17 protein-coding genes are annotated in these 17,872 nt (G+C 59.1%); 3 read left to right on the top strand and 14 right to left on the bottom strand.

Annotated features, from left to right (window positions below; all coding sequences use genetic code 11):
• Positions 1 to 9: 9 nt before the first annotated feature.
• Together hisJ and argT are read right to left on the bottom strand one after the other, a co-directional pair.
• Positions 10 to 792 (bottom strand): histidine ABC transporter substrate-binding protein HisJ, encoded by a 783-nt coding sequence (gene hisJ / locus ABLV76_RS19330; protein ID WP_002913209.1) that lies wholly within the window; start codon positions 790 to 792, stop codon positions 10 to 12.
• Positions 793 to 1,059: 267 nt separating this feature from the next.
• On the bottom strand, positions 1,060 to 1,842 hold the full coding sequence (argT, locus tag ABLV76_RS19325; RefSeq protein WP_004180753.1) for a lysine/arginine/ornithine ABC transporter substrate-binding protein ArgT: 783 nt from the start codon (positions 1,840 to 1,842) through the stop codon (positions 1,060 to 1,062).
• 40 nt (positions 1,843 to 1,882) lie between these two features.
• Between argT and ABLV76_RS19320 the strand changes: the two genes are divergently transcribed.
• Positions 1,883 to 2,044 (top strand): hypothetical protein, encoded by a 162-nt coding sequence (locus ABLV76_RS19320; protein ID WP_004140952.1) that lies wholly within the window; start codon positions 1,883 to 1,885, stop codon positions 2,042 to 2,044.
• Between the two features lie 65 nt (positions 2,045 to 2,109).
• On the opposite strand, the gene ABLV76_RS19315 is transcribed toward ABLV76_RS19320, so the two are convergent.
• From ABLV76_RS19315 to pdxB, 10 genes are all read right to left on the bottom strand, one after another.
• The gene (locus ABLV76_RS19315) at positions 2,110 to 2,694 is read right to left on the bottom strand and encodes a UbiX family flavin prenyltransferase (protein ID WP_004180755.1); all 585 of its coding nucleotides are present in this window, start codon (positions 2,692 to 2,694) and stop codon (positions 2,110 to 2,112) included.
• Between the two features lie 137 nt (positions 2,695 to 2,831).
• The gene (gene purF / locus ABLV76_RS19310) at positions 2,832 to 4,349 is read right to left on the bottom strand and encodes an amidophosphoribosyltransferase (protein ID WP_348878426.1); all 1,518 of its coding nucleotides are present in this window, start codon (positions 4,347 to 4,349) and stop codon (positions 2,832 to 2,834) included.
• A 33-nt stretch (positions 4,350 to 4,382) separates the two neighbouring features.
• The gene (gene cvpA / locus ABLV76_RS19305) at positions 4,383 to 4,871 is read right to left on the bottom strand and encodes a colicin V production protein (RefSeq protein ID WP_002913214.1); all 489 of its coding nucleotides are present in this window, start codon (positions 4,869 to 4,871) and stop codon (positions 4,383 to 4,385) included.
• A 217-nt stretch (positions 4,872 to 5,088) separates the two neighbouring features.
• Positions 5,089 to 5,775: a cell division protein DedD gene (dedD, locus tag ABLV76_RS19300; protein WP_004201770.1), complete on the bottom strand. Its 687-nt coding sequence runs from the start codon at positions 5,773 to 5,775 to the stop codon at positions 5,089 to 5,091.
• Positions 5,765 to 7,033: a bifunctional tetrahydrofolate synthase/dihydrofolate synthase gene (gene folC, locus ABLV76_RS19295; protein WP_348878425.1), complete on the bottom strand. Its 1,269-nt coding sequence runs from the start codon at positions 7,031 to 7,033 to the stop codon at positions 5,765 to 5,767. The genes dedD and folC overlap by 11 nt, the downstream gene beginning before the upstream one ends.
• A gap of 75 nt (positions 7,034 to 7,108) precedes the next feature.
• Complete coding sequence (gene accD, locus ABLV76_RS19290; protein WP_004201773.1) at positions 7,109 to 8,029, bottom strand: acetyl-CoA carboxylase, carboxyltransferase subunit beta; 921 nt, start codon at positions 8,027 to 8,029, stop codon at positions 7,109 to 7,111.
• A 185-nt stretch (positions 8,030 to 8,214) separates the two neighbouring features.
• Entirely contained in the window at positions 8,215 to 8,874 is a 660-nt protein-coding gene (locus ABLV76_RS19285) for a DedA family protein (RefSeq protein WP_002913221.1), read from the bottom strand.
• Positions 8,875 to 8,900: 26 nt separating this feature from the next.
• A complete protein-coding gene (gene truA, locus ABLV76_RS19280) occupies positions 8,901 to 9,713 on the bottom strand; it encodes a tRNA pseudouridine(38-40) synthase TruA (protein WP_017899513.1) in 813 nt (270 codons plus the stop codon).
• Positions 9,713 to 10,726 (bottom strand): aspartate-semialdehyde dehydrogenase, encoded by a 1,014-nt coding sequence (locus tag ABLV76_RS19275; protein WP_004201776.1) that lies wholly within the window; start codon positions 10,724 to 10,726, stop codon positions 9,713 to 9,715. The genes truA and ABLV76_RS19275 overlap by 1 nt, the downstream gene beginning before the upstream one ends.
• A 63-nt stretch (positions 10,727 to 10,789) precedes the next feature.
• Positions 10,790 to 11,926 (bottom strand): 4-phosphoerythronate dehydrogenase PdxB, encoded by a 1,137-nt coding sequence (gene pdxB, locus ABLV76_RS19270; protein ID WP_004201779.1) that lies wholly within the window; start codon positions 11,924 to 11,926, stop codon positions 10,790 to 10,792.
• A gap of 110 nt (positions 11,927 to 12,036) precedes the next feature.
• Here pdxB and flk point away from each other — a divergent pair, with 110 nt between their 5' ends.
• Positions 12,037 to 13,014, top strand: a complete 978-nt coding sequence (gene flk / locus ABLV76_RS19265; protein ID WP_205439981.1) for a flagella biosynthesis regulator Flk — start codon at positions 12,037 to 12,039, stop codon at positions 13,012 to 13,014.
• 86 nt (positions 13,015 to 13,100) lie between these two features.
• Here flk and ABLV76_RS19260 read toward each other — a convergent pair whose 3' ends face one another.
• Positions 13,101 to 14,276, bottom strand: a complete 1,176-nt coding sequence (locus tag ABLV76_RS19260; protein ID WP_049092826.1) for an MFS transporter — start codon at positions 14,274 to 14,276, stop codon at positions 13,101 to 13,103.
• Between the two features lie 209 nt (positions 14,277 to 14,485).
• The gene (fabB, locus tag ABLV76_RS19255; RefSeq protein WP_002913291.1) at positions 14,486 to 15,706 is read right to left on the bottom strand and encodes a beta-ketoacyl-ACP synthase I; all 1,221 of its coding nucleotides are present in this window, start codon (positions 15,704 to 15,706) and stop codon (positions 14,486 to 14,488) included.
• Positions 15,707 to 15,864: 158 nt separating this feature from the next.
• Here fabB and mnmC point away from each other — a divergent pair, with 158 nt between their 5' ends.
• Positions 15,865 to 17,853 carry a bifunctional tRNA (5-methylaminomethyl-2-thiouridine)(34)-methyltransferase MnmD/FAD-dependent 5-carboxymethylaminomethyl-2-thiouridine(34) oxidoreductase MnmC gene (mnmC, locus tag ABLV76_RS19250; RefSeq protein ID WP_135683401.1) on the top strand — a complete coding sequence of 663 codons (1,989 nt, stop codon included), beginning with the start codon at positions 15,865 to 15,867 and terminating at the stop codon, positions 17,851 to 17,853.
• Positions 17,854 to 17,872: the final 19 nt, after the last annotated feature.

The raw sequence follows: 17,872 nt of genomic DNA, 5'->3' as shown, positions 1-17,872 counted from the left end.
GCGTGAGAATTATTCGCCGTATACGTTAAAATCGAAATATTTTTTCGCCAGCTTGTCGTAGGTGCCGTCCTTACGCATCTCTGCAAACGCTTTATTCAGCGCTTCGCGCAGTTCGTTGTCTTCCTTACGCAGCCCCATACCGGTGCCGACGCCGAACAGCTTTTCGTCCTTAATCGACGGACCGCCAAACTGATAATCTTTACCGATAGGCTGTTTCAGGAACCCTTCGCTGGCCGCGACCTCATCCTGGAAAGCGGCGTCAATACGGCCGGCGGTCAGGTCGGAATAGATATTGTCCTGCCCCTGATAGGAGACAATTTCGATACCTTTCGGCGCCCAGTGCTCATTACCGTAAGTTTCCTGCGTCGTACCCTGCAGCACGCCCACGCGCTTACCCTTCAGGGTGGCGAGATCCGGCGTCACGGGACTGCCCTTTTTCACCACCAGACGCGAATCAGCCGCATACAGTTTGTCGGTGAAAGCGATTTCCTGCTGACGCTTTTCGGTAATCGACAGCGAAGACATAATCGCGTCGATTTTCTTCGCTTTTAAAGAGGGGATCAGCGCATCCAGCGGGTTTTCCACAAAGGTACATTGGGTATTAATACGCTTACACAACTCTTTTGCCAGATCGATATCAAAACCCACCAATTCCCCCTGCGCATTCTTCGATTCGAAGGGAGCATAAGTCGGATCGGTACCGATACGAATTTTTTGCGGAATAGCGGCAAAGACCGTGGAAACGCTGGAAAGGGCCAGCGCTAAAGAGAGAGACAACGCCAGTTTTTTCATAACTATCCTCGACAGACTGTCATTCTAACGGGTTTATTAGAACTATTAACACCAGTTATCGTGCCATTATTCGCCCCTTGAGGGCAAAGATTTATGCACCAGAAAGGCCATTTTTTTGCATCACAAACGCTTAACTATGCATTTTTTAGCCACAAAAGCGCCTGCCTTTGCACTAAAATGATCCACAGCGTCTGGCGATGCACCTTTTCAGGGCTTTTACACGAGCATGGCGGCAGGCCCACCCGATAGCGCGGGCCTGCGGCAGTCTTAGTCGCCGTAGACGTTAAAATCGAAGTATTTCTTCGCCATTTTGTCGTAGGTGCCGTCTTTGCGCATCTCGCCCAGCGCTTTATCAAACGCGGCTTTCAGCTCGGCGTCGTCCTTACGCAGGCCGATACCGGTGCCGTCGCCAAAGTACTTTTTGTCTTTAACGGACGGGCCGGCAAAGGCGAAATCTTTCCCGGCAGGCTGCTTCAGGAAGCCTTCGCTGGCGGCGACTTCATCCTGCAGCGCCGCATCCAGACGACCAGCGGAGAGGTCGGAATAGATCAGGTCCTGGTTCTGATATGCCACCACGTCAACGCCCTGGCTGCGCCAGCGATCGTTAGCATAGGCTTCCTGCGTGGAGCCCTGCAGCACGCCGACGTGCTTACCTTTCAGCGCCTCCAGCGTCGGCTGGATCGGCGAGCCTTTGGCCGCGATCAGCCGGGAGTCGGCGGCATAAAGCTTGTCAGAGAAGGCGATCTCTTGCTGGCGCTTCTCGGTGATGGAGAGCGAGGAGATGATGGCGTCAATTTTCTTCGCCTTGAGGGAGGGGATCAGGGAGTCAAAATCACTGCCGACCCAGGTACATTTCACCTTAATACGGGAGCACAGTTCATTGCCTAAATCGATATCAAAGCCAACAAAGTCCCCTTTCGCGTCTTTCGACGAAAAGGGCGCATAGGTCGCGTCAGTGCCAATGCGAATGCTCTGCGGCAGAGCAGCAAACACACTGGCCGTGCTGCTCATTCCCACGAGTAAAGAGAGAGCCAGAATCGTCTTCTTCATACAGTACCCTTAAGTGTCGTGATGTGGTGCGTTGCTTGTTATGGTGATTGCCGATCAATCCTGCAGTTTTTGTGCCATCTTCCCGGTGCGTGCCGGGAACAGGGTTAAATTTGTTAAAATAAAGTTGCAGGATTGTCTTAAAAGGGAAGATACCAGCATTACTGGCGAAACCGCAGCGCCTGAGCGCAAAAAGACGAAATAAATGTCGAGGATTTGATCGGGACGACAAATTTGCACCAGCGCAGCGCAAGCGTACATTTCACGCACCTATTTGGTGCAATCCTGTGACCCTTGCCAGCGCGTAAATAAGTCTTGTTCCAGGCTAATGTCGAACTGATCGAGTACCCGGTTGACGGTCTGGTTGATAACATCATCCAGGCTTTGCGGCCGATGGTAGAAGGCCGGCACCGGCGGCATAATCACCGCCCCCAGCTCCGCAGCCTGCACCAGCAGTCGCAGATGGCCAAGATGGAACGGAGTCTCCCGCACGCAGAGCACCAGCGGACGACGCTCCTTCAGCACCACATCCGCCGCCCGCGTCAGCAGACCATCCGTGTAGCTATGGACAATACCCGAGAGCGTTTTCATTGAGCAGGGTAAAATCACCATCCCGGCGGTTTTAAACGAGCCGGAGGAGATACTGGCGGCGATGTCGCGGGCATCATGCACCACATCAGCCAGCGCCTGCACTTCACGCACGGTAAAGTCGGTCTCCATCGCCAGCGTCTGGCGCGCCGCCTGACTGAGGATCAGATGGGTTTCAATATCCGGCACATCCCGCAGCACCTGCAGCATCCGCACGCCATAGATGGCGCCGCTGGCGCCGGAAATGCCAATAATCAGTCGTTTCACGTTCTGTTACCCCTTGCGCGTCGTGCCGCAGACTTTGCCGGATTATAGCCGTTGGCGCAACCATTGACGCACCGTTGCCGGGCGAAAAAAAGGCCCGCCGTCCATCAGGAACGGCGGGCCCGCGACGCGTGAACGGCTTAACCCTCGTTGTGCATCTCGAGGTTTTCGACTTCGTTCTGCAGCTGAACCGCTTTGGCATCATCGTTACGCAGGGAATCGAGGTAGTCGAGGTACTGCTGGTCGACATCCCGGGTGACGTACACGCCGTTGAACACAGAACATTCAAACTGCTGAATATCCGGATTTTCCGCGCGCACCGCCTCGATCAGATCGTTGAGATCCTGGAAAATCAGGCCATCGGCGCCGATGATCTGGCGGATCTCATCCACTTCGCGGCCATGAGCGATAAGTTCGTTGGCGGTCGGCATATCGATACCGTACACGTTCGGGAAACGAATTTCCGGCGCGGCTGAGGCCAGATACACTTTTTTCGCCCCTGCTTCGCGCGCCATCTCGATGATCTGCTCCGAGGTGGTGCCGCGAACGATGGAATCGTCCACCAGCAGCACGTTCTTATCGCGGAACTCCGCACGGTTGGCGTTGAGCTTGCGGCGCACAGACTTACGACGCAGCTGCTGGCCCGGCATGATAAATGTGCGACCGACGTAGCGGTTCTTCACGAAGCCCTGTCGATAAGGCTTGTCGAGGATGCGGGCGATCTCCAGCGCGATATCGCAGGAGGTCTCCGGGATCGGGATAACGACGTCAATATCCAGATCTTCCCACTCGCGGGCAATCTTCTCGCCCAGCTTGGTCCCCATATTAACGCGGGCGCTGTAGACGGAAATTTTGTCGATAAACGAGTCCGGACGGGCAAAATAGACGTACTCGAACAGGCACGGGTTGCTGACCGGGCTATCGGCGCACTGACGGGTAAACAGCTGGCCCTTCTCGGTAATATAAACCGCTTCGCCCGGCGCCACATCGCGCAGGAATTCAAAGCCAAGGGTGTCAAGCGCCACGCTTTCCGAGGCCACCATATACTCGGTGCGGCCATCGCCTACGTCACGTTTGCCCAGCACCAGCGGACGAATGCCGTTCGGGTCGCGGAAGGCCACCATGCCATGACCGATGATCATCGCCACGCAAGCGTACGCGCCGCGGATCAAGCGGTTGGTCGCCGCAATCGCGGCAAAGATGTTATCCGCTTCCAGTGGGTAGTGACGGAAGTTATCCAGCTCACTGGCGAAAATATTGAGGAGGATTTCGGAATCTGAGGTGGTATTGATGTGGCGGCGTTTTTCTTCAAACAGCTTTTTACGCAGCTCATGGGCGTTGGTCAGGTTGCCGTTATGCGCCAACGTGATGCCATACGGCGAGTTGACGTAAAACGGCTGCGCTTCGGAGGCGCTGGAGCTGCCCGCCGTGGGGTAACGCACGTGGCCAATCCCCATATTGCCCTGCATACGCTGCATATGGCGGGCTTCGAATACGTCGCTTACCAGCCCGTTAGCCTTACGCAACCGGAAGCAGTTGTTGGCATCAATGGTGATGATGCCAGCGGCATCCTGTCCACGGTGCTGGAGCACCGTTAGCGCATCATAAATCGACTGGTTAACCGGCATAACACCGGCGATACCGACAATACCGCACATACGTCTTTTCCTCGTTCAGCAACGACCTAAAGTCTATACTTTAGGCAAGAAACTTGACGAGCTTTGCAGGTATTCAAAAAACCATCTGATGACGGGGGTAAAATAGGGAATAAACTGCGACTGATGCCAGTCATCGCTCTTCGCCATCCCGGTAAAGGTGTCAAGGAAGAACAGAATAGCGGCGATGATCAGCACCCCACGTAGTGCGCCGAAGCAGATCCCCAATACCCTGTCGGTACCTGACAAACCGGTCTTCTCCACCAGCTGGCCTATCACATAGTTCACGATAGCGCCAACGATGAGCGTCACGATAAACAGCGCCGCAATAGCAATCCCATTTCGAACCCGTTCATCCTCAAAGCCCGTAAACCAGACAGACAGATCAGCGTAGTAGTGGCTGGCGACATAAAACGCGCAACCCCACGTGACTAACGATAAAGCTTCGCGAACGAAGCCGCGGATCAGGCTGACCAGGCAAGAAAGACCCAGCACCGCCATAATGGCGTAATCAATCCAGACCATATACGTCCCACGATTTTACGCCCTGTCGTCCAGTTCGGGGCGCATTCTAACAGAAAAAGAAAACGTTTGCGTAGGGATTTCCTTGCCCTACAGAAATAAAAATGGCGCTGAAAAAACATTCAACGCCAGACTGTCTTTCGCCTCTTCAGGGCGGCTGAGACAGGGTTTACGGGGCGTTTAGCCCCGCCGCGTTCTTTCCGCATCGTGGAAAAAACAATCAGTTCGGGGTGAAGCCCATCACTACCCCGCTGAGCCCGGAGATCTGTTGCAGATCGCCCAGCTGGCCCTTGAGCTTGTCTTTTGACGCATCCGGCCCGACGAGGATACGGGTAATTTTACCCTGTACCGGCGTCGAAGGCGACGTATAGACTTTGAAGCCCGACGCCCGCAGTTTACCAACGATCTCGTTCACCTTATCGGCGTTCTTCAACGCGCCCAGCTGAACCACATAGGCTTTGCCGGTCGGCGCCGGCAGGGCCGCCTGCTGCTGCGGTTGTTGCTGCTGTGGCTTAGCAGGCGGCGGCGTTGGCGTCGCGGCCTGCTGTTGCGGCTGCGGCTTCGGCTGAGGTTTAGGCTGGGGTTTCGCGGCCACTACCGGCTCCTGAACGTCATCGAAGCTGTTGCTGTTCACCGGGATACGCGACGGATCTAACGATGGCGCGGCGGCATCGCCCGCCCGCACCTCTTCCGCCGCCCCTTCCGGCGGCTGCGAAGGCAGCGCCTGAGTCGCCGCCGGCAGCATATCCGGTTCATCACGATCGCCCGGTTTCGGCACCAGCGGGATCGCGGCAAACTCATCCTGGTAATGCTTTTTCTGCCCGTCCAGCAGCCCTGGCAGGATAATCACCCCCAGCGCCACCAGCACGATTGTCCCGACTAAACGGTTCTGAAACTTACTCGCCACCGATTCTCCCCGCGTCTATCTCTTCCATAACCTGTGCGACCGTGTGAAACGAACCACACACCAGCACGGTATCTTCCACTTTAGCGTCAGCCATGGCCGCATGCCACGCCTGCGCCACGCTGCTATAGACTGTGCCGCCACGCAAATGTTCCACCAGCTGCTCCGCCGTCGCCCCGCGCGGCCCTTCCAGCGGCGCGCAGTACCAGGCGTCGACTTCCGGGGCCAGATTGGCCAACGTGCCGGCAATGTCCTTATCATGCAGCATACCAATAACCGCCAGCACGCGTCCCGTTTTCGCTAACGTTTTGAGACGCCCGGCGAGATAAGCCGCCGCGTGCGGGTTATGCGCCACATCGAGGATCACCCGCGGGGCGTCGCTGATTATCTGAAAGCGTCCCGGCAGCATCGCGTCGCGGATCCCCGCGCGCAGGATAGCGTCATCCACGGCAAGGCCGCGGGCGCGCAGCGCCGCCACGGCCGTGGCGGCGTTCGGCAACGGCACCTGAGGCAGAGGCAGGCGGCTTAACGCCCCGCCCGCGTCGCGGAAAGACCATGTCTCGCCTTCCACCTCATAGCGCCAGTCGACGCCGCGGCGCTGGAGCAGGGCGCCCTTCTCGCTCGCCACTTCAGCAATGGTGTGCGGCATATCCGGCTCCCCTACTACCGCCGGTTTTCCGGCACGGAAGATACCGGCTTTCTCCCGGCCGATACTTTCGCGATCCGGTCCCAGCCAGTCGGTATGATCGAGAGCGATGCTGGTAACCACGGCGACATCGGCATCCACGATATTAGTGGCGTCGAGACGGCCGCCGAGCCCCACCTCCAGGATCACCACATCCAGCTGCGCCTGCTTAAACAACCATAGCGCAGAGAGCGTGCCGTATTCAAAGTAGGTCAGCGAGATGTCGCCCCGCGCCGCTTCAATCTCCGCAAACGAGGCCGTATGCGCCGCCTCCGGCAGTTCCGCTCCCTGAATGCGCACGCGTTCGGTGTAACGCACCAGATGCGGAGAGCTGTAGACCCCCACTTTATAGCCGGCCGCCATCAGGACGGTTTCCAGCGTGCGGCAGGTGGTGCCTTTGCCATTGGTACCCGCGACCGTAAAGACGAACGGCGCCGGTTTGACGATATCCATCTGCCGCGCGACCTCGCTGACGCGCGCCAGCCCCAGGTCGATGGTTTTACTGTGCAGATGTTCCAGATAAGAAAGCCACGTAGCCAGGGGCGACGTGGCCTGAGGAATAGGATCTTTTTCCATGATGCCCGCAAGAATTGACGGTTAACGCGTATGAATAAAAAAGGGCAGCGCCGCCAGGCCCTGCCCTCTGCTTTATCAGGCCTCGGGTTCCTGATCCGGTGCCGGCGGCACCACCACGCCTTCATGAGGCGTTTCCGAAGCGGCAACCGGCGCCGGCAGGTTCATCAGCTTCGCCAGAATGCTGGCCAGCTTGAGACGCATTTCCGGACGGCGAACGATCATATCGATCGCCCCTTTTTCAATCAGGAACTCACTGCGCTGGAATCCCGGCGGCAGCTTCTCACGTACGGTCTGCTCAATGACGCGAGGACCGGCAAAGCCGATCAGCGCTTTCGGCTCGGCAATGTTCAGGTCACCCAGCATCGCAAAGCTCGCCGATACGCCGCCCATGGTCGGGTCGGTCAGCACAGAGATGTACGGTAATCCGCGCTCCTGCATTTTCGCTAGCGCCGCGGAGGTTTTCGCCATCTGCATCAGCGACATCAGCGCTTCCTGCATACGGGCGCCACCGGAGGCGGAGAAGCAGATCAGCGGGCAGTTATCTTCCAGCGCCTGCTCCACCGCGCGCACAAAGCGTGCGCCAACGACGGAACCCATCGATCCCCCCATAAAGGAGAATTCAAAGGCGGCGGCCACAACCGGCATCGCGTAGAGCGTACCTTTCATTACCACCAGCGCGTCTTTCTCGCCCGTCTCTTTTTGAGCGGACGCCAGGCGGTCTTTGTATTTTTTTGAATCGCGGAACTTCAGCACATCTTTTGGCTCAAGTTCGCTACCCAGTTCCACCAGAGAACCTTCATCCAACAGGCTATGCAGGCGATTACGCGCCGACATGCGCATATGGTGATCGCACTTAGGACAAACCTCCAGGTTGCGCTCCAGCTCGGCGCGGTAGAGTACCTGACCGCAGCTGTCGCACTTGGTCCATACACCCTCAGGAATGCTCGCCTTGCGGGTGGGAGTGATGTTGCTTTTAATTCGTTCAATCCAGCTCATTGATAACCTTTCTGCCTGAACCTGGTCGATGCCAGTTTTGTCGTAAGGGGCGCATAATGCCATTTTTGCCTCTTACAGACCATGAATGTTGCACATTAAATCATATCATCCCGGAACATGGGATAAAAAAGTGGTCAAACCGCTGCGCGTGACGCTCTGCACCGTCACGCGCAACACAGGCTAAACTACTTCGCCTGCTTCGCCGCCGCCCGCTTATGGCGAATAATCTCAATCACGCCCGGCAGGACGGAAAGCACGATGATCGCCACGATCAACAGCTTAAGGTTCTCCTGCACCACCGGCAGATCGCCAAACAGATAGCCGGCGTAGGTGAACAGCAGCACCCACAGCAGCGCCCCGACGACGTTATAGGCCGCAAAATGACGATAGGACATATGCCCCATTCCCGCCACAAACGGCGCGAAGGTTCGGACTATCGGCACAAAGCGCGCGAGGATAATGGTTTTTCCGCCGTGACGTTCGTAGAAGCTATGGGTTTTATCCAGATAGCTGCGACGGAAAATCTTCGAGTTCGGATTGCTGAACAGCTTTTCGCCGAACAGCCGGCCAATGGTGTAGTTGACCGCATCGCCGACGATAGCCGCGATAACCATCAGCAATACCATCAGATGGACATTAAGATCGTTGGTGGGCAGGGCCGAGAGCGCGCCCGCGACGAACAGCAGGGAATCTCCCGGCAGAAACGGCGTCACCACCAGCCCGGTTTCGCAGAACAGAATCAAAAACAGAATGGCATAAACCCAGACGCCGTACTGGGCGACCAGCTCGGCCAGGTGCACATCAATATGCAGGATGAAATCAATTAAAAAATGAATCAAGTCCATGTTTGTCTTTACCCTTAATGACCCTATTAGTCCGCCAGAAACAGCGGGCCCATTGGCAGCACCGGTAAATCATAATGGGCCGGGTAATCCACCGACACCAGATACAACCCTTCCGCTTTTGCCGTTGCCGCAGCGAGCGTCCTGTCTTTTGCTGCCAGCAGTTCTGCCATCCAGCTCTCCGGCTGATTTCCGGCGCCGATTTCCATCAGGCTGCCCACAATATTCCTGACCATATGATGTACAAAGGCATTCGCTTTGATATCCACCACCACATAAGCGCCGTAGCGGGTAACGTTAATGTGCATCACGTTGCGCCACGGGGTTCGCGACTGGCACTGCACTGCGCGAAACGAGGTAAAGTCATTCTCCCCCAGCAGACACTGCGCGGCGCGCTGCATGCGCGCGGCGTCGAGCGGCTGGTGAAAATGCGTGACGCCATGACTCAATACCGCCGGACGCAGGCGATGATTATAGATGACGTAACGATAGCGGCGCGCCGTGGCGCTGAACCGGGCATGAAAATCCGCCGGTACATGTTTGACCCAACGCACCGCGATGTCACCAGGTAAATTCGCATTTACCCCCAGCGTCCAGGCGGCATCTTTACGCTGCGCCCGGGTTTCGAAATGCACCACCTGGCCGGTGCCATGGACACCGGCGTCGGTGCGGCCGGCGCAAAAGACGGTAATCGGTTCGTTCGCCACCTGCGAGAGCGCCTTTTCCAGCTTCTCCTGCACGCTGCGCACTTCGTTTTGCCGCTGCCAGCCGTAATATTTGCTACCGTCGTACTCGATGCCCAGCGCGATTTTAGAGACCGGCTGTTGCTCCATCTCAGACATCAGTACAGGTACTCCTCAATCAGCTTCTCGGCGATCTTCACCGCCATCAGCGCGCCGCCGAAGCGGACGTTATCCGCCACCGACCAGAACTGGACCTGCTCCGGCATGCCGTAGTCATTATGCACGCAGCCGATGGAGAGACGGGCGTTACCGGAGGCGTCGCCAACCTGAGTGGGGAATTCGCCCTCTTCAGACAGTTCGATCTCCTCGCCGCGGGTAAAGGCGTCACGCGCCTCTTCCGCCGCCAGCGGACGCATCGCTTCAAAGTTCACCATCTGCGCATGGCCGTAGAAGACCGGCGACTGGACGACGCTGGCGGAGATCATCAGCCCGTCATCCTGCAGAATTTTGCGCGCTTCATCGACGATACGGCGCTCTTCGCGCACGCTACCTTCACGATCCGGCAGCAGCGGCAGCATGTTGAACGCCAGCTGGCGGCCAAAGAAATCGTCTTCATCGATGGGGATGCCGTTCAACAGCTTGGCGCTCTGCCCTGCCAGCGCATCCACCGCTTTTTTCCCCTGCCCTGAGGCGGAGAGCAGGTTAGTGACGCTAATGCGCGACAGTCCACCCTGATCGATAAGCGGCTTGAGCGCCGTCAGCAGCTGGCTGGTCAGACTGTTGGGCACCGCAATCAGATTGCGGTTGCGGTAATCGCCTAACACAAACGGGTTCACGTCCGGCACCACCAGCGGTACGTCCGGCTCCAGCGCAAACAGGCCGCTGAGATCGATAACCAGACACCCGGCGTTTGTCGCATCTTCGACATACGCCGCACTGGCTTCTGCGCCTGCGGCAAAGAAAGCCAGCTGGGCCTGGGTCCAGTCAAACTCGGCGGCGTCCTTGACGATCACCGACTTGCCACCAAAACGCAGATGTTCGCCCGCGCTTTCATTGCGCGCCAGAGCAAAAATCTCCCCCACCGGGAACTGGCGTTCAGCAAGAGTTTCGAGCAGGGCTTCGCCTACGGCGCCCGTTGCGCCCAGTACGGCAATATTCCAGCCTTCAGACATGGTGGTTTACTCCAGAAATAAAGCGGCCCTGCCGGAGTATCCGGCAGGGGCATTAAGAAGACATTAACGAACAGGATGATGCACGGCGTTAAAACCGAGCTGGCGCAACAGGGCCGCCGCCTGCTCATCGCTGCACTGCACGTACAGCGAAGACCATTCGCGACGTTCCTGATAATTTTTACGCAGCTTGTCGAATTCACCGGCGACGCCCGCCACCTTCCGCAGCGGCGCATCATCGCGGCGCACATCATACACCAAATGAACCAGTCTTTTCAGCGTCGGCTGATCGAGCGGGCCATGCAGGGTGATGCGGCCAAACTCCGGGGCCGGCAACAGGGTATCCAGCGCCACCTGCTGCGGATGGCCGATAAAGGCGCTATAGGCTTCGAACACCTGCGTCGTCCCGCGCGCCTTCCCTTCAAGGGTATAGCCGGCGATATGCGCCGTGCCGATATCCACTCGCTTAAGAAGCTCTACGTTGAGATCCGGCTCCGGCTCCCAAACGTCCAGCACCACGCTCAGGGACTGACCGGCTTCCAGTCGTTTCAGCAACGCAGCGTTATCCACCACCGGCCCGCGGCAGGCGTTGATCAAAATCGTTCCGGGCTTCAGGCGGCTAATCAGCGCCTCATCCGCCAGATGCAGGGTTTTATATTGCCCTTCTTTATACAGCGGGGTATGGAAGGTGATGACATCAGCTTGCTGGACCAGATCGTCGAGGGAGCGGAAGTCGCCTTCGTCGCCGCGGTCGGCACGCGGGGGATCGCAAAGCAGGGTTTTGATACCCAACGCCTCCAGGCGCTTTTGCAGCCGCCCGCCGACGTTACCGACGCCGACGATCCCGACGGTGCGATCGCGCAGCGCGAAGCCGTCACGTTCGGCCAGCATCAGCAGCGCTGAAAAGACATACTCCACCACCGCGATAGCGTTGCAGCCGGGCGCCGCGGAGAAACCAATCCCCGCCTGCTGCAGCCACGCCTGATCGACATGATCGGTGCCTGCGGTCGCGGTGCCGACGAACCTGATGGCCTTGCCGGCAAGCAATGCTTCATTGACCCGGGTGACCGAGCGCACCATTAAGGCATCCGCATCGGTCAGGGCATCGGCCGGAACCGGGCGGCCCGGGATCGCCTGCACGTCGCCTAAACGGCTAAAAAGCTCACGGGCATAGGGCATATTTTCATCAACGAGGATTTTCACAGTTCAGTACCTGTCTGAGAACGAGAGTTAACCGGGGAAGTGTGCCATAATCTGGCCGCCAGGCATACTCATCACCTGGTTCCAGTACCGCGATATCGAAAGGATGAATCATGACGCACCCCCTTGCAGATATGCCAGACCGTCCTCCTGGGCGAGGCCCATCAGGCACTGCCGCCACCGGCGAACTTTCGCTTTCCATGCAGCAACGCACCGTCCTGGAGCGATTGATCACGCGCCTGGTGGCGCTGACCTCGCAGCAGAATGCGGAAGTGTGGGCCTGCGTCAAACATGATCTCGGACTAAAAGGCGACACGCCCCTGCTGGCCCGCCATTTCAGCGCCGCAGAGGCCAGTCTCAACCAGCGCTTAGCCGCCGCGCAGGACAATCATCATCATCGCCAGACCCTGGCGCAGCTCAGCGATCTGCTCGGCCAGGGCAATAACCGCCAGGCGGTGAGCGATTATATTCGTCAGCATTATGGGCAAACGGCGCTGCATGCCCTCAGCCAGACGCAACTGGAGCACATTCTGCATCTGCTGCAGCGTGGTCAGCTGTCTATCCCGCAGCCGCAGCAGCGCCCGCCGACCCTCCGCCCGCTGTTGCCAGCCGAGCACAACACGCTCAATCAGCTGGTGACGAAGCTGGCGGCCGCCACCGGCGAACCAAGCAAGCTGATTTGGCAGTCCATGCTGGAACTTTGCGGCGTCAAGTCCGGGGAGCTGATCCCGGCGACGCACTTCACGCCGCTTTCCTACTGGCTACAGGCGCGGCAGACCCTCAGCGCGCAAACCGCGCCGACGCTGACCTCGCTGCAGGGAGCGCTCAAGCAGCCGCTGGAGGCCGCAGAGTGGCAGAAGATTGTCGATTTTGCCCGTCGCAACTGGCAGGTTACGCCGCAGACCACGCTGAGCCCGGCGCAGATCCTGGCGCTGTTGAACAAGGTGTTTGTGCTGCGGGTAGCCCGCGCCCAGGAGACGCTGGCGATCCCGCAGGAGGAGCCCGTGACCCGGCGGACATGGGCCGCTAAGCCCTGGCAGCTGGCGCTGGGCGCGGTTGTCCTGCTCCTGGTGCTGTGGCTCCTGCTGTAGCCCAGCAGGCACAGGTGGCGTTCACGGCTCCCTTTCATGCCAAACGCCACGGTGTTGACTACAGCGGTTTCAGGCCGGACAACAACCTAGCGGCGAAATGAGATGAGGGTGACGAGGATCCCCAGCGCCGCGCAGAGGGCGCCGGCAAGAAATACCGACGAGTAGCCCAGCGAAGTGGCCAGTAGACCGGTCAGCGGCCCGGTCAGGCCATAAGAGATATCCTGAAAGGCCGCATAGCCGCCGAGCGCAGTGCCGCGCACCTGCGCCGGGACGCGCTTCACCACCTCCACGCCAAGCGACGGGAAAATAAGCGAACAGCCGCATCCGGTCAGCGCCGCGCCGGCCAGCGCTACCCAGACGCCCGACGCCAGCCCCAGCAGCGTCAGACCGACCGCCTCTATCAGCAGCGAGACCATCGCCACTTTAACGCCGCCAAACCGATCCGGCATCCAGCCGAACAGCACCCGCATCAGCACAAAAGCGCCGCCAAACGCCGTCAGGGTAAAGCCGGCCATCGGCCAGTGATGGCTGGCAAAATAGAGGGAGACGAAGGTGCCGATCACCGCAAAGCCGACGCCCTGCAGGCCCAGACCAATCCCCGGCCGCCAGATCATGCCGATGACGCTCCACAGTGAAGGCCGCTCGCCTCCGTGCGCCGCCACTTTGCGCACCGTCCCGTTGATGAGCCAGGCGACGAGCGGCAGTGCCATGGTGACGCCGGCGAGGACCGCCACGCCAAAATGGCTATATATTAACAATCCCAGCGGGGCGCCCACCGCCAGCGAACCGTACATCGCCATACCGTTCCATGACATCACTTTGCCGGAGCGGGCCGGACCCACCAGTCCCATCCCCCAGCTCAGGTTGCCGGTCAGCAGCTGGCTTTCGCCAAACCCGAGGATCAGGCGGCCCAGCAGCAACAGGCCCAGCTTCGCGAACACCGGCAGCGGCAGCAGCGCAGCGGCCAGCCAGGCCGCACCGGCCAGGGCGCAGGCCAGCATCCCCTGCAGGACGGAACGTTTGGCGCCGTACTGGTCTGCCAGACGCCCGGCGTAGCCGCGGGTAAGAACGGTGGCGAGGAACTGGATCCCCACCGCCACGCCGACCACAGTGTTACCAAATCCCAGCTCCTGATGGACAAACAGCGGGATCACCGGCAGCGGCAAACCGACGGTCATATAGGTCAAAAAGACGGCGAATGTAATGCGAAAAAGCGAAAAATTCGCGGAAGAATGAGATGTTGTTTCAGTGACTGCGGACATGCATTACTCCAGATTCGCAGAGTAAGGCGAGCAAAGCGACACGCCCCCTCCACCTGACTATCAGGGTTAAGGCGCGTTGGTTGACGTTAAACGCTTACGCATTAGTGGAGAGACTAATGGATTCGCCAGCAGTGTGCCTGCGGGACCTTACCCTGTCAAGATGACAAAAAAGGGGAGCCGGTGGCTCCCCTCAGTGCATCGCGTGCTGATTAGGCGTTGTATTTACGCATCACCAGCGTGGCGTTGGTGCCGCCGAAGCCGAAGCTGTTGGACATCACGGTGGTCAGCTTAGCGTCAGTCGGTTTGGTGACGATGTTCAGGCCGGCTGCCTGCTCGTCCAGCTCTTCGACGTTGATGCTCGGCGCGATAAAGCCGTGCTCCAGCATCAGCAGGGAGTAGATAGCTTCCTGTACGCCCGCCGCGCCCAGCGAGTGGCCGGTCATCGCTTTGGTCGCCGAGATAGCCGGGCTGTTATCGCCGAACACTTCGCGGATCGCGCCCAGCTCTTTCACGTCGCCGACCGGCGTGGAGGTGCCGTGAGAGTTCAGGTAGTCGATCGGGGTATCCACGCCGTGCATCGCCATCTGCATACAGCGCACTGCGCCTTCACCCGATGGAGCTACCATGTCTGCGCCATCGGAGGTTGCGCCATAGCCGACGATTTCGGCATAGATGTGCGCGCCGCGTGCCAGAGCATGTTCCAGCTCTTCCACCACGACCATACCGCCGCCGCCGGCGATAACGAAGCCGTCACGGTTGGCGTCATAGGTGCGGGAGGCTTTTTCTGGAGTGTCGTTGTATTTGGTGGACAGCGCGCCCATGGCGTCGAACTCGCAGGCCATTTCCCAGCACAGTTCTTCGCCGCCGCCGGCAAAGACGATATCCTGTTTGCCCAGCTGAATCTGCTCTACCGCATTACCGATGCAGTGTGCGGAAGTGGCGCAGGCGGAGCTGATGGAGTAGTTAACGCCGTGGATTTTAAACGGCGTGGCGAGGCAGGCGGAAACGCCGGAAGCCATCGCTTTGGTGACCACATACGGACCCACGGCTTTCAGACCACGCGGGCTACGCATGGCATCAGCGCCGAAGACCTGGAATTTCGGGGAGCCGCCGCCGGAGCCTGCGATCAGGCCGACACGCGGGTTATTCTGGTATGCTTCCGGCGCCAGACCTGCGTCGGCAACGGCCTGTTCCATGGACAGGTAAGCATAGATGGAGGCGTCGCTCATGAAGCGCACTACTTTGCGGTCAATGAGGCCAGTGGTATCCAGTTTAACGTTGCCCCATACGTGGCTGCGCATCCCTGAATCTTTAAGCTCCTGAGAGAAAGTGATCCCTGAACGTCCTTCACGCAGAGATGCCAGGACTTCCTGCTGGTTATTACCGATGCTGGAAACGATGCCCAAGCCAGTAATCACTGCACGTTTCATTAAATACCTCTGTAAGTCGCACTATTTTAAGTTTCGTGTCGCACAATAGCGTACACTTGTACGCCGAACAAGTCCGATCAGACATTTTGTGTATAAATTTGCGCCCTCAGGCACACATCGCTAAGATCGCGCTACGCCTTGTGATTCGAGTAACTTACGTGAAACAAAACGCTATACAACCCGCCAACCTGGAATTCAATGCTGAGGGTACACCTGTTTCCCGAGATTTCGACGATGTTTACTTTTCCAATGACAACGGTCTGGAAGAGACGCGCTACGTCTTTCTCGGCGGTAATCGCCTGCCGGAGCGCTTCTCCAGCCACCCTCGCCCGCTGTTGATCGTCGCGGAGAGCGGCTTCGGCACCGGGCTCAATTTCCTCACCCTCTGGCAGGCGTTTGACGTTTTTGTTCGCGATAACCCGGACGTTACCCTGCAAAGGTTACATTTCATCAGTTTTGAGAAATATCCGCTGAAGGCGGAAGATCTCCGCCTGGCGCACCAGCGCTGGCCAGAGCTGGCCCCATGGGCAGAACAGCTGCAGGCGCAATGGCCTTCGGCCTTCGCCGGGTGCCATCGTCTGCTGCTCGACGGCGGACGGGTGACGCTCGATCTGTGGTTTGGCGATATCAACGAGCTGACCAGAGAGCTGGATGATTCGCTGAATCAGCAGGTGGACGCCTGGTTTCTCGACGGCTTTGCCCCGGCGAAAAATCCCGACATGTGGACCCAGGATCTGTTCAATGCCATGGCGCGCCTGGCGCGTCCCGGCGGAACGCTGGCCACTTTTACCTCCGCCGGTTTTGTCCGCCGCGGTCTGCAGGAAGCCGGATTTACCCTGCGTAAAACCAAGGGCTTTGGCCGCAAACGGGAGATGCTGACCGGCGAGATGGCGCAAACGCTGGCCTTTCCGGCGCGCGCGCCCTGGTTCGCCCGCCGCGGCAGCGAGGCCCGCGAAGCGGCCATCGTCGGCGGCGGTATCGCCAGCGCCCTGCTCTCCCTGGCGCTGCTGTGTCGCGGCTGGCAGGTGACCCTCTACTGCGCGGACGACGCCCCGGCGCAGGGCGCCTCCGGTAATCGCCAGGGCGCGCTCTACCCGCTGTTAAGCCAGCACGATCCGGCGCTGGCGCGCTTTTTCCCCGCCGCCTTTACCTTCGCCCGCCGCACCTACGACGCGCTGCCGGTGCTGTTCGATCATCAATGGTGCGGGGTCACCCAGCTTGGCTGGGATGAAAAAAGCGCGCACAAAATCGCCCAGATGCTGGCCCTGGAGTTGCCCCCTGATATCGCCTGCGCGGTGACGGCGGATCAGGCCGCGGAGCTGACCGGCGTCGAGACCGGCTGCGGCGGCATAACCTATCCGGCCGGCGGTTGGCTGTATCCACAGCAGCTCACCGCCGAGCTGCTGGCGCTGGCGGCAACTCGCGGTCTGCACGTGCATTATGGTTATCAGGTCGAGACGCTGAGTGTGGAAGGCGATGGCTGGCTGCTCAACCACCAGCGCTATCATCAGGCGGTCGTGCTGGCCAACGGCCACCGCATCGCGGATTTTGCGCAAACCGCGCCGTTGCCCGTCTATCCCGTGGCTGGCCAGGTCAGCCATATACCCACCACCCCGCGGCTTTCCGCCTTGCGCCAGGTGCTGTGCTACGATGGCTACCTGACGCCGCAGAATCCGCAAAACCAGCAGCATTGTATTGGCGCCAGCTACCATCGCGGCAAAACCGACACCACCTTCAGCGAAGAAGATCAGCAGCACAACCGGCAACGGCTGATTGACTGCTTCCCGGGCGCGGAGTGGCCGCAGGACGTGGATATCAGCGCCAGTGACGCCCGCTGCGGCGTGCGCTGCGCCACCCGCGATCATCTGCCGATGGTCGGCAACGTCCCGGACTATGCGGCGACATTGACGCAATACGCCAACCTCCACGAACGGCAGGATAGCGCCGGTAGCGCGCCGGTCTTTCATAACCTGTTTATGCTTGGCGCCCTCGGATCGCGAGGCATTTGCACCGCGCCGTTAAGCGCTGAGATACTGGCGGCGCAGATGAGCGCTGAACCGCTGCCGCTGGATAGCGACACCCTGGCGGCGCTGAATCCGAATCGGCTATGGGTGAGAAAACTGCTGAAGGGAAAAGCGGTGAAATAAAACCATGAGGGCAGGCAAT

Source organism: Klebsiella sp. GB_Kp047, from assembly GCF_040065235.1.
GTDB lineage: Bacteria > Pseudomonadota > Gammaproteobacteria > Enterobacterales > Enterobacteriaceae > Klebsiella > Klebsiella quasipneumoniae.
The sequence above is the reverse complement of the archived record's forward strand: the minus strand, read 5'-3'. Positions and strand labels throughout refer to the sequence as shown.

Excerpts from the sequence above, each read along its gene's own strand:
- hisJ (WP_002913209.1), bottom strand. The coding sequence starts at position 792 with ATGAAAAAACTGGCGTTGTCTCTCTCTTTAGCGCTGGCCCTTTCCAGC.
- folC (WP_348878425.1), bottom strand. The coding sequence starts at position 7,033 with ATGGAAAAAGATCCTATTCCTCAGGCCACGTCGCCCCTGGCTACGTGG.
- ABLV76_RS19285 (WP_002913221.1), bottom strand. The coding sequence starts at position 8,874 with ATGGACTTGATTCATTTTTTAATTGATTTCATCCTGCATATTGATGTG.
- ABLV76_RS19320 (WP_004140952.1), top strand. The coding sequence starts at position 1,883 with ATGGTGATTGCCGATCAATCCTGCAGTTTTTGTGCCATCTTCCCGGTG.
- argT (WP_004180753.1), bottom strand. The coding sequence starts at position 1,842 with ATGAAGAAGACGATTCTGGCTCTCTCTTTACTCGTGGGAATGAGCAGC.
- purF (WP_348878426.1), bottom strand. The coding sequence starts at position 4,349 with ATGTGCGGTATTGTCGGTATCGCCGGTGTTATGCCGGTTAACCAGTCG.
- accD (WP_004201773.1), bottom strand. The coding sequence starts at position 8,029 with ATGAGCTGGATTGAACGAATTAAAAGCAACATCACTCCCACCCGCAAG.
- cvpA (WP_002913214.1), bottom strand. The coding sequence starts at position 4,871 with ATGGTCTGGATTGATTACGCCATTATGGCGGTGCTGGGTCTTTCTTGC.
- ABLV76_RS19275 (WP_004201776.1), bottom strand. The coding sequence starts at position 10,726 with ATGTCTGAAGGCTGGAATATTGCCGTACTGGGCGCAACGGGCGCCGTA.
- ABLV76_RS19260 (WP_049092826.1), bottom strand. The coding sequence starts at position 14,276 with ATGTCCGCAGTCACTGAAACAACATCTCATTCTTCCGCGAATTTTTCG.
- fabB (WP_002913291.1), bottom strand. The coding sequence starts at position 15,706 with ATGAAACGTGCAGTGATTACTGGCTTGGGCATCGTTTCCAGCATCGGT.
- truA (WP_017899513.1), bottom strand. The coding sequence starts at position 9,713 with ATGTCTGAGATGGAGCAACAGCCGGTCTCTAAAATCGCGCTGGGCATC.
- flk (WP_205439981.1), top strand. The coding sequence starts at position 12,037 with ATGACGCACCCCCTTGCAGATATGCCAGACCGTCCTCCTGGGCGAGGC.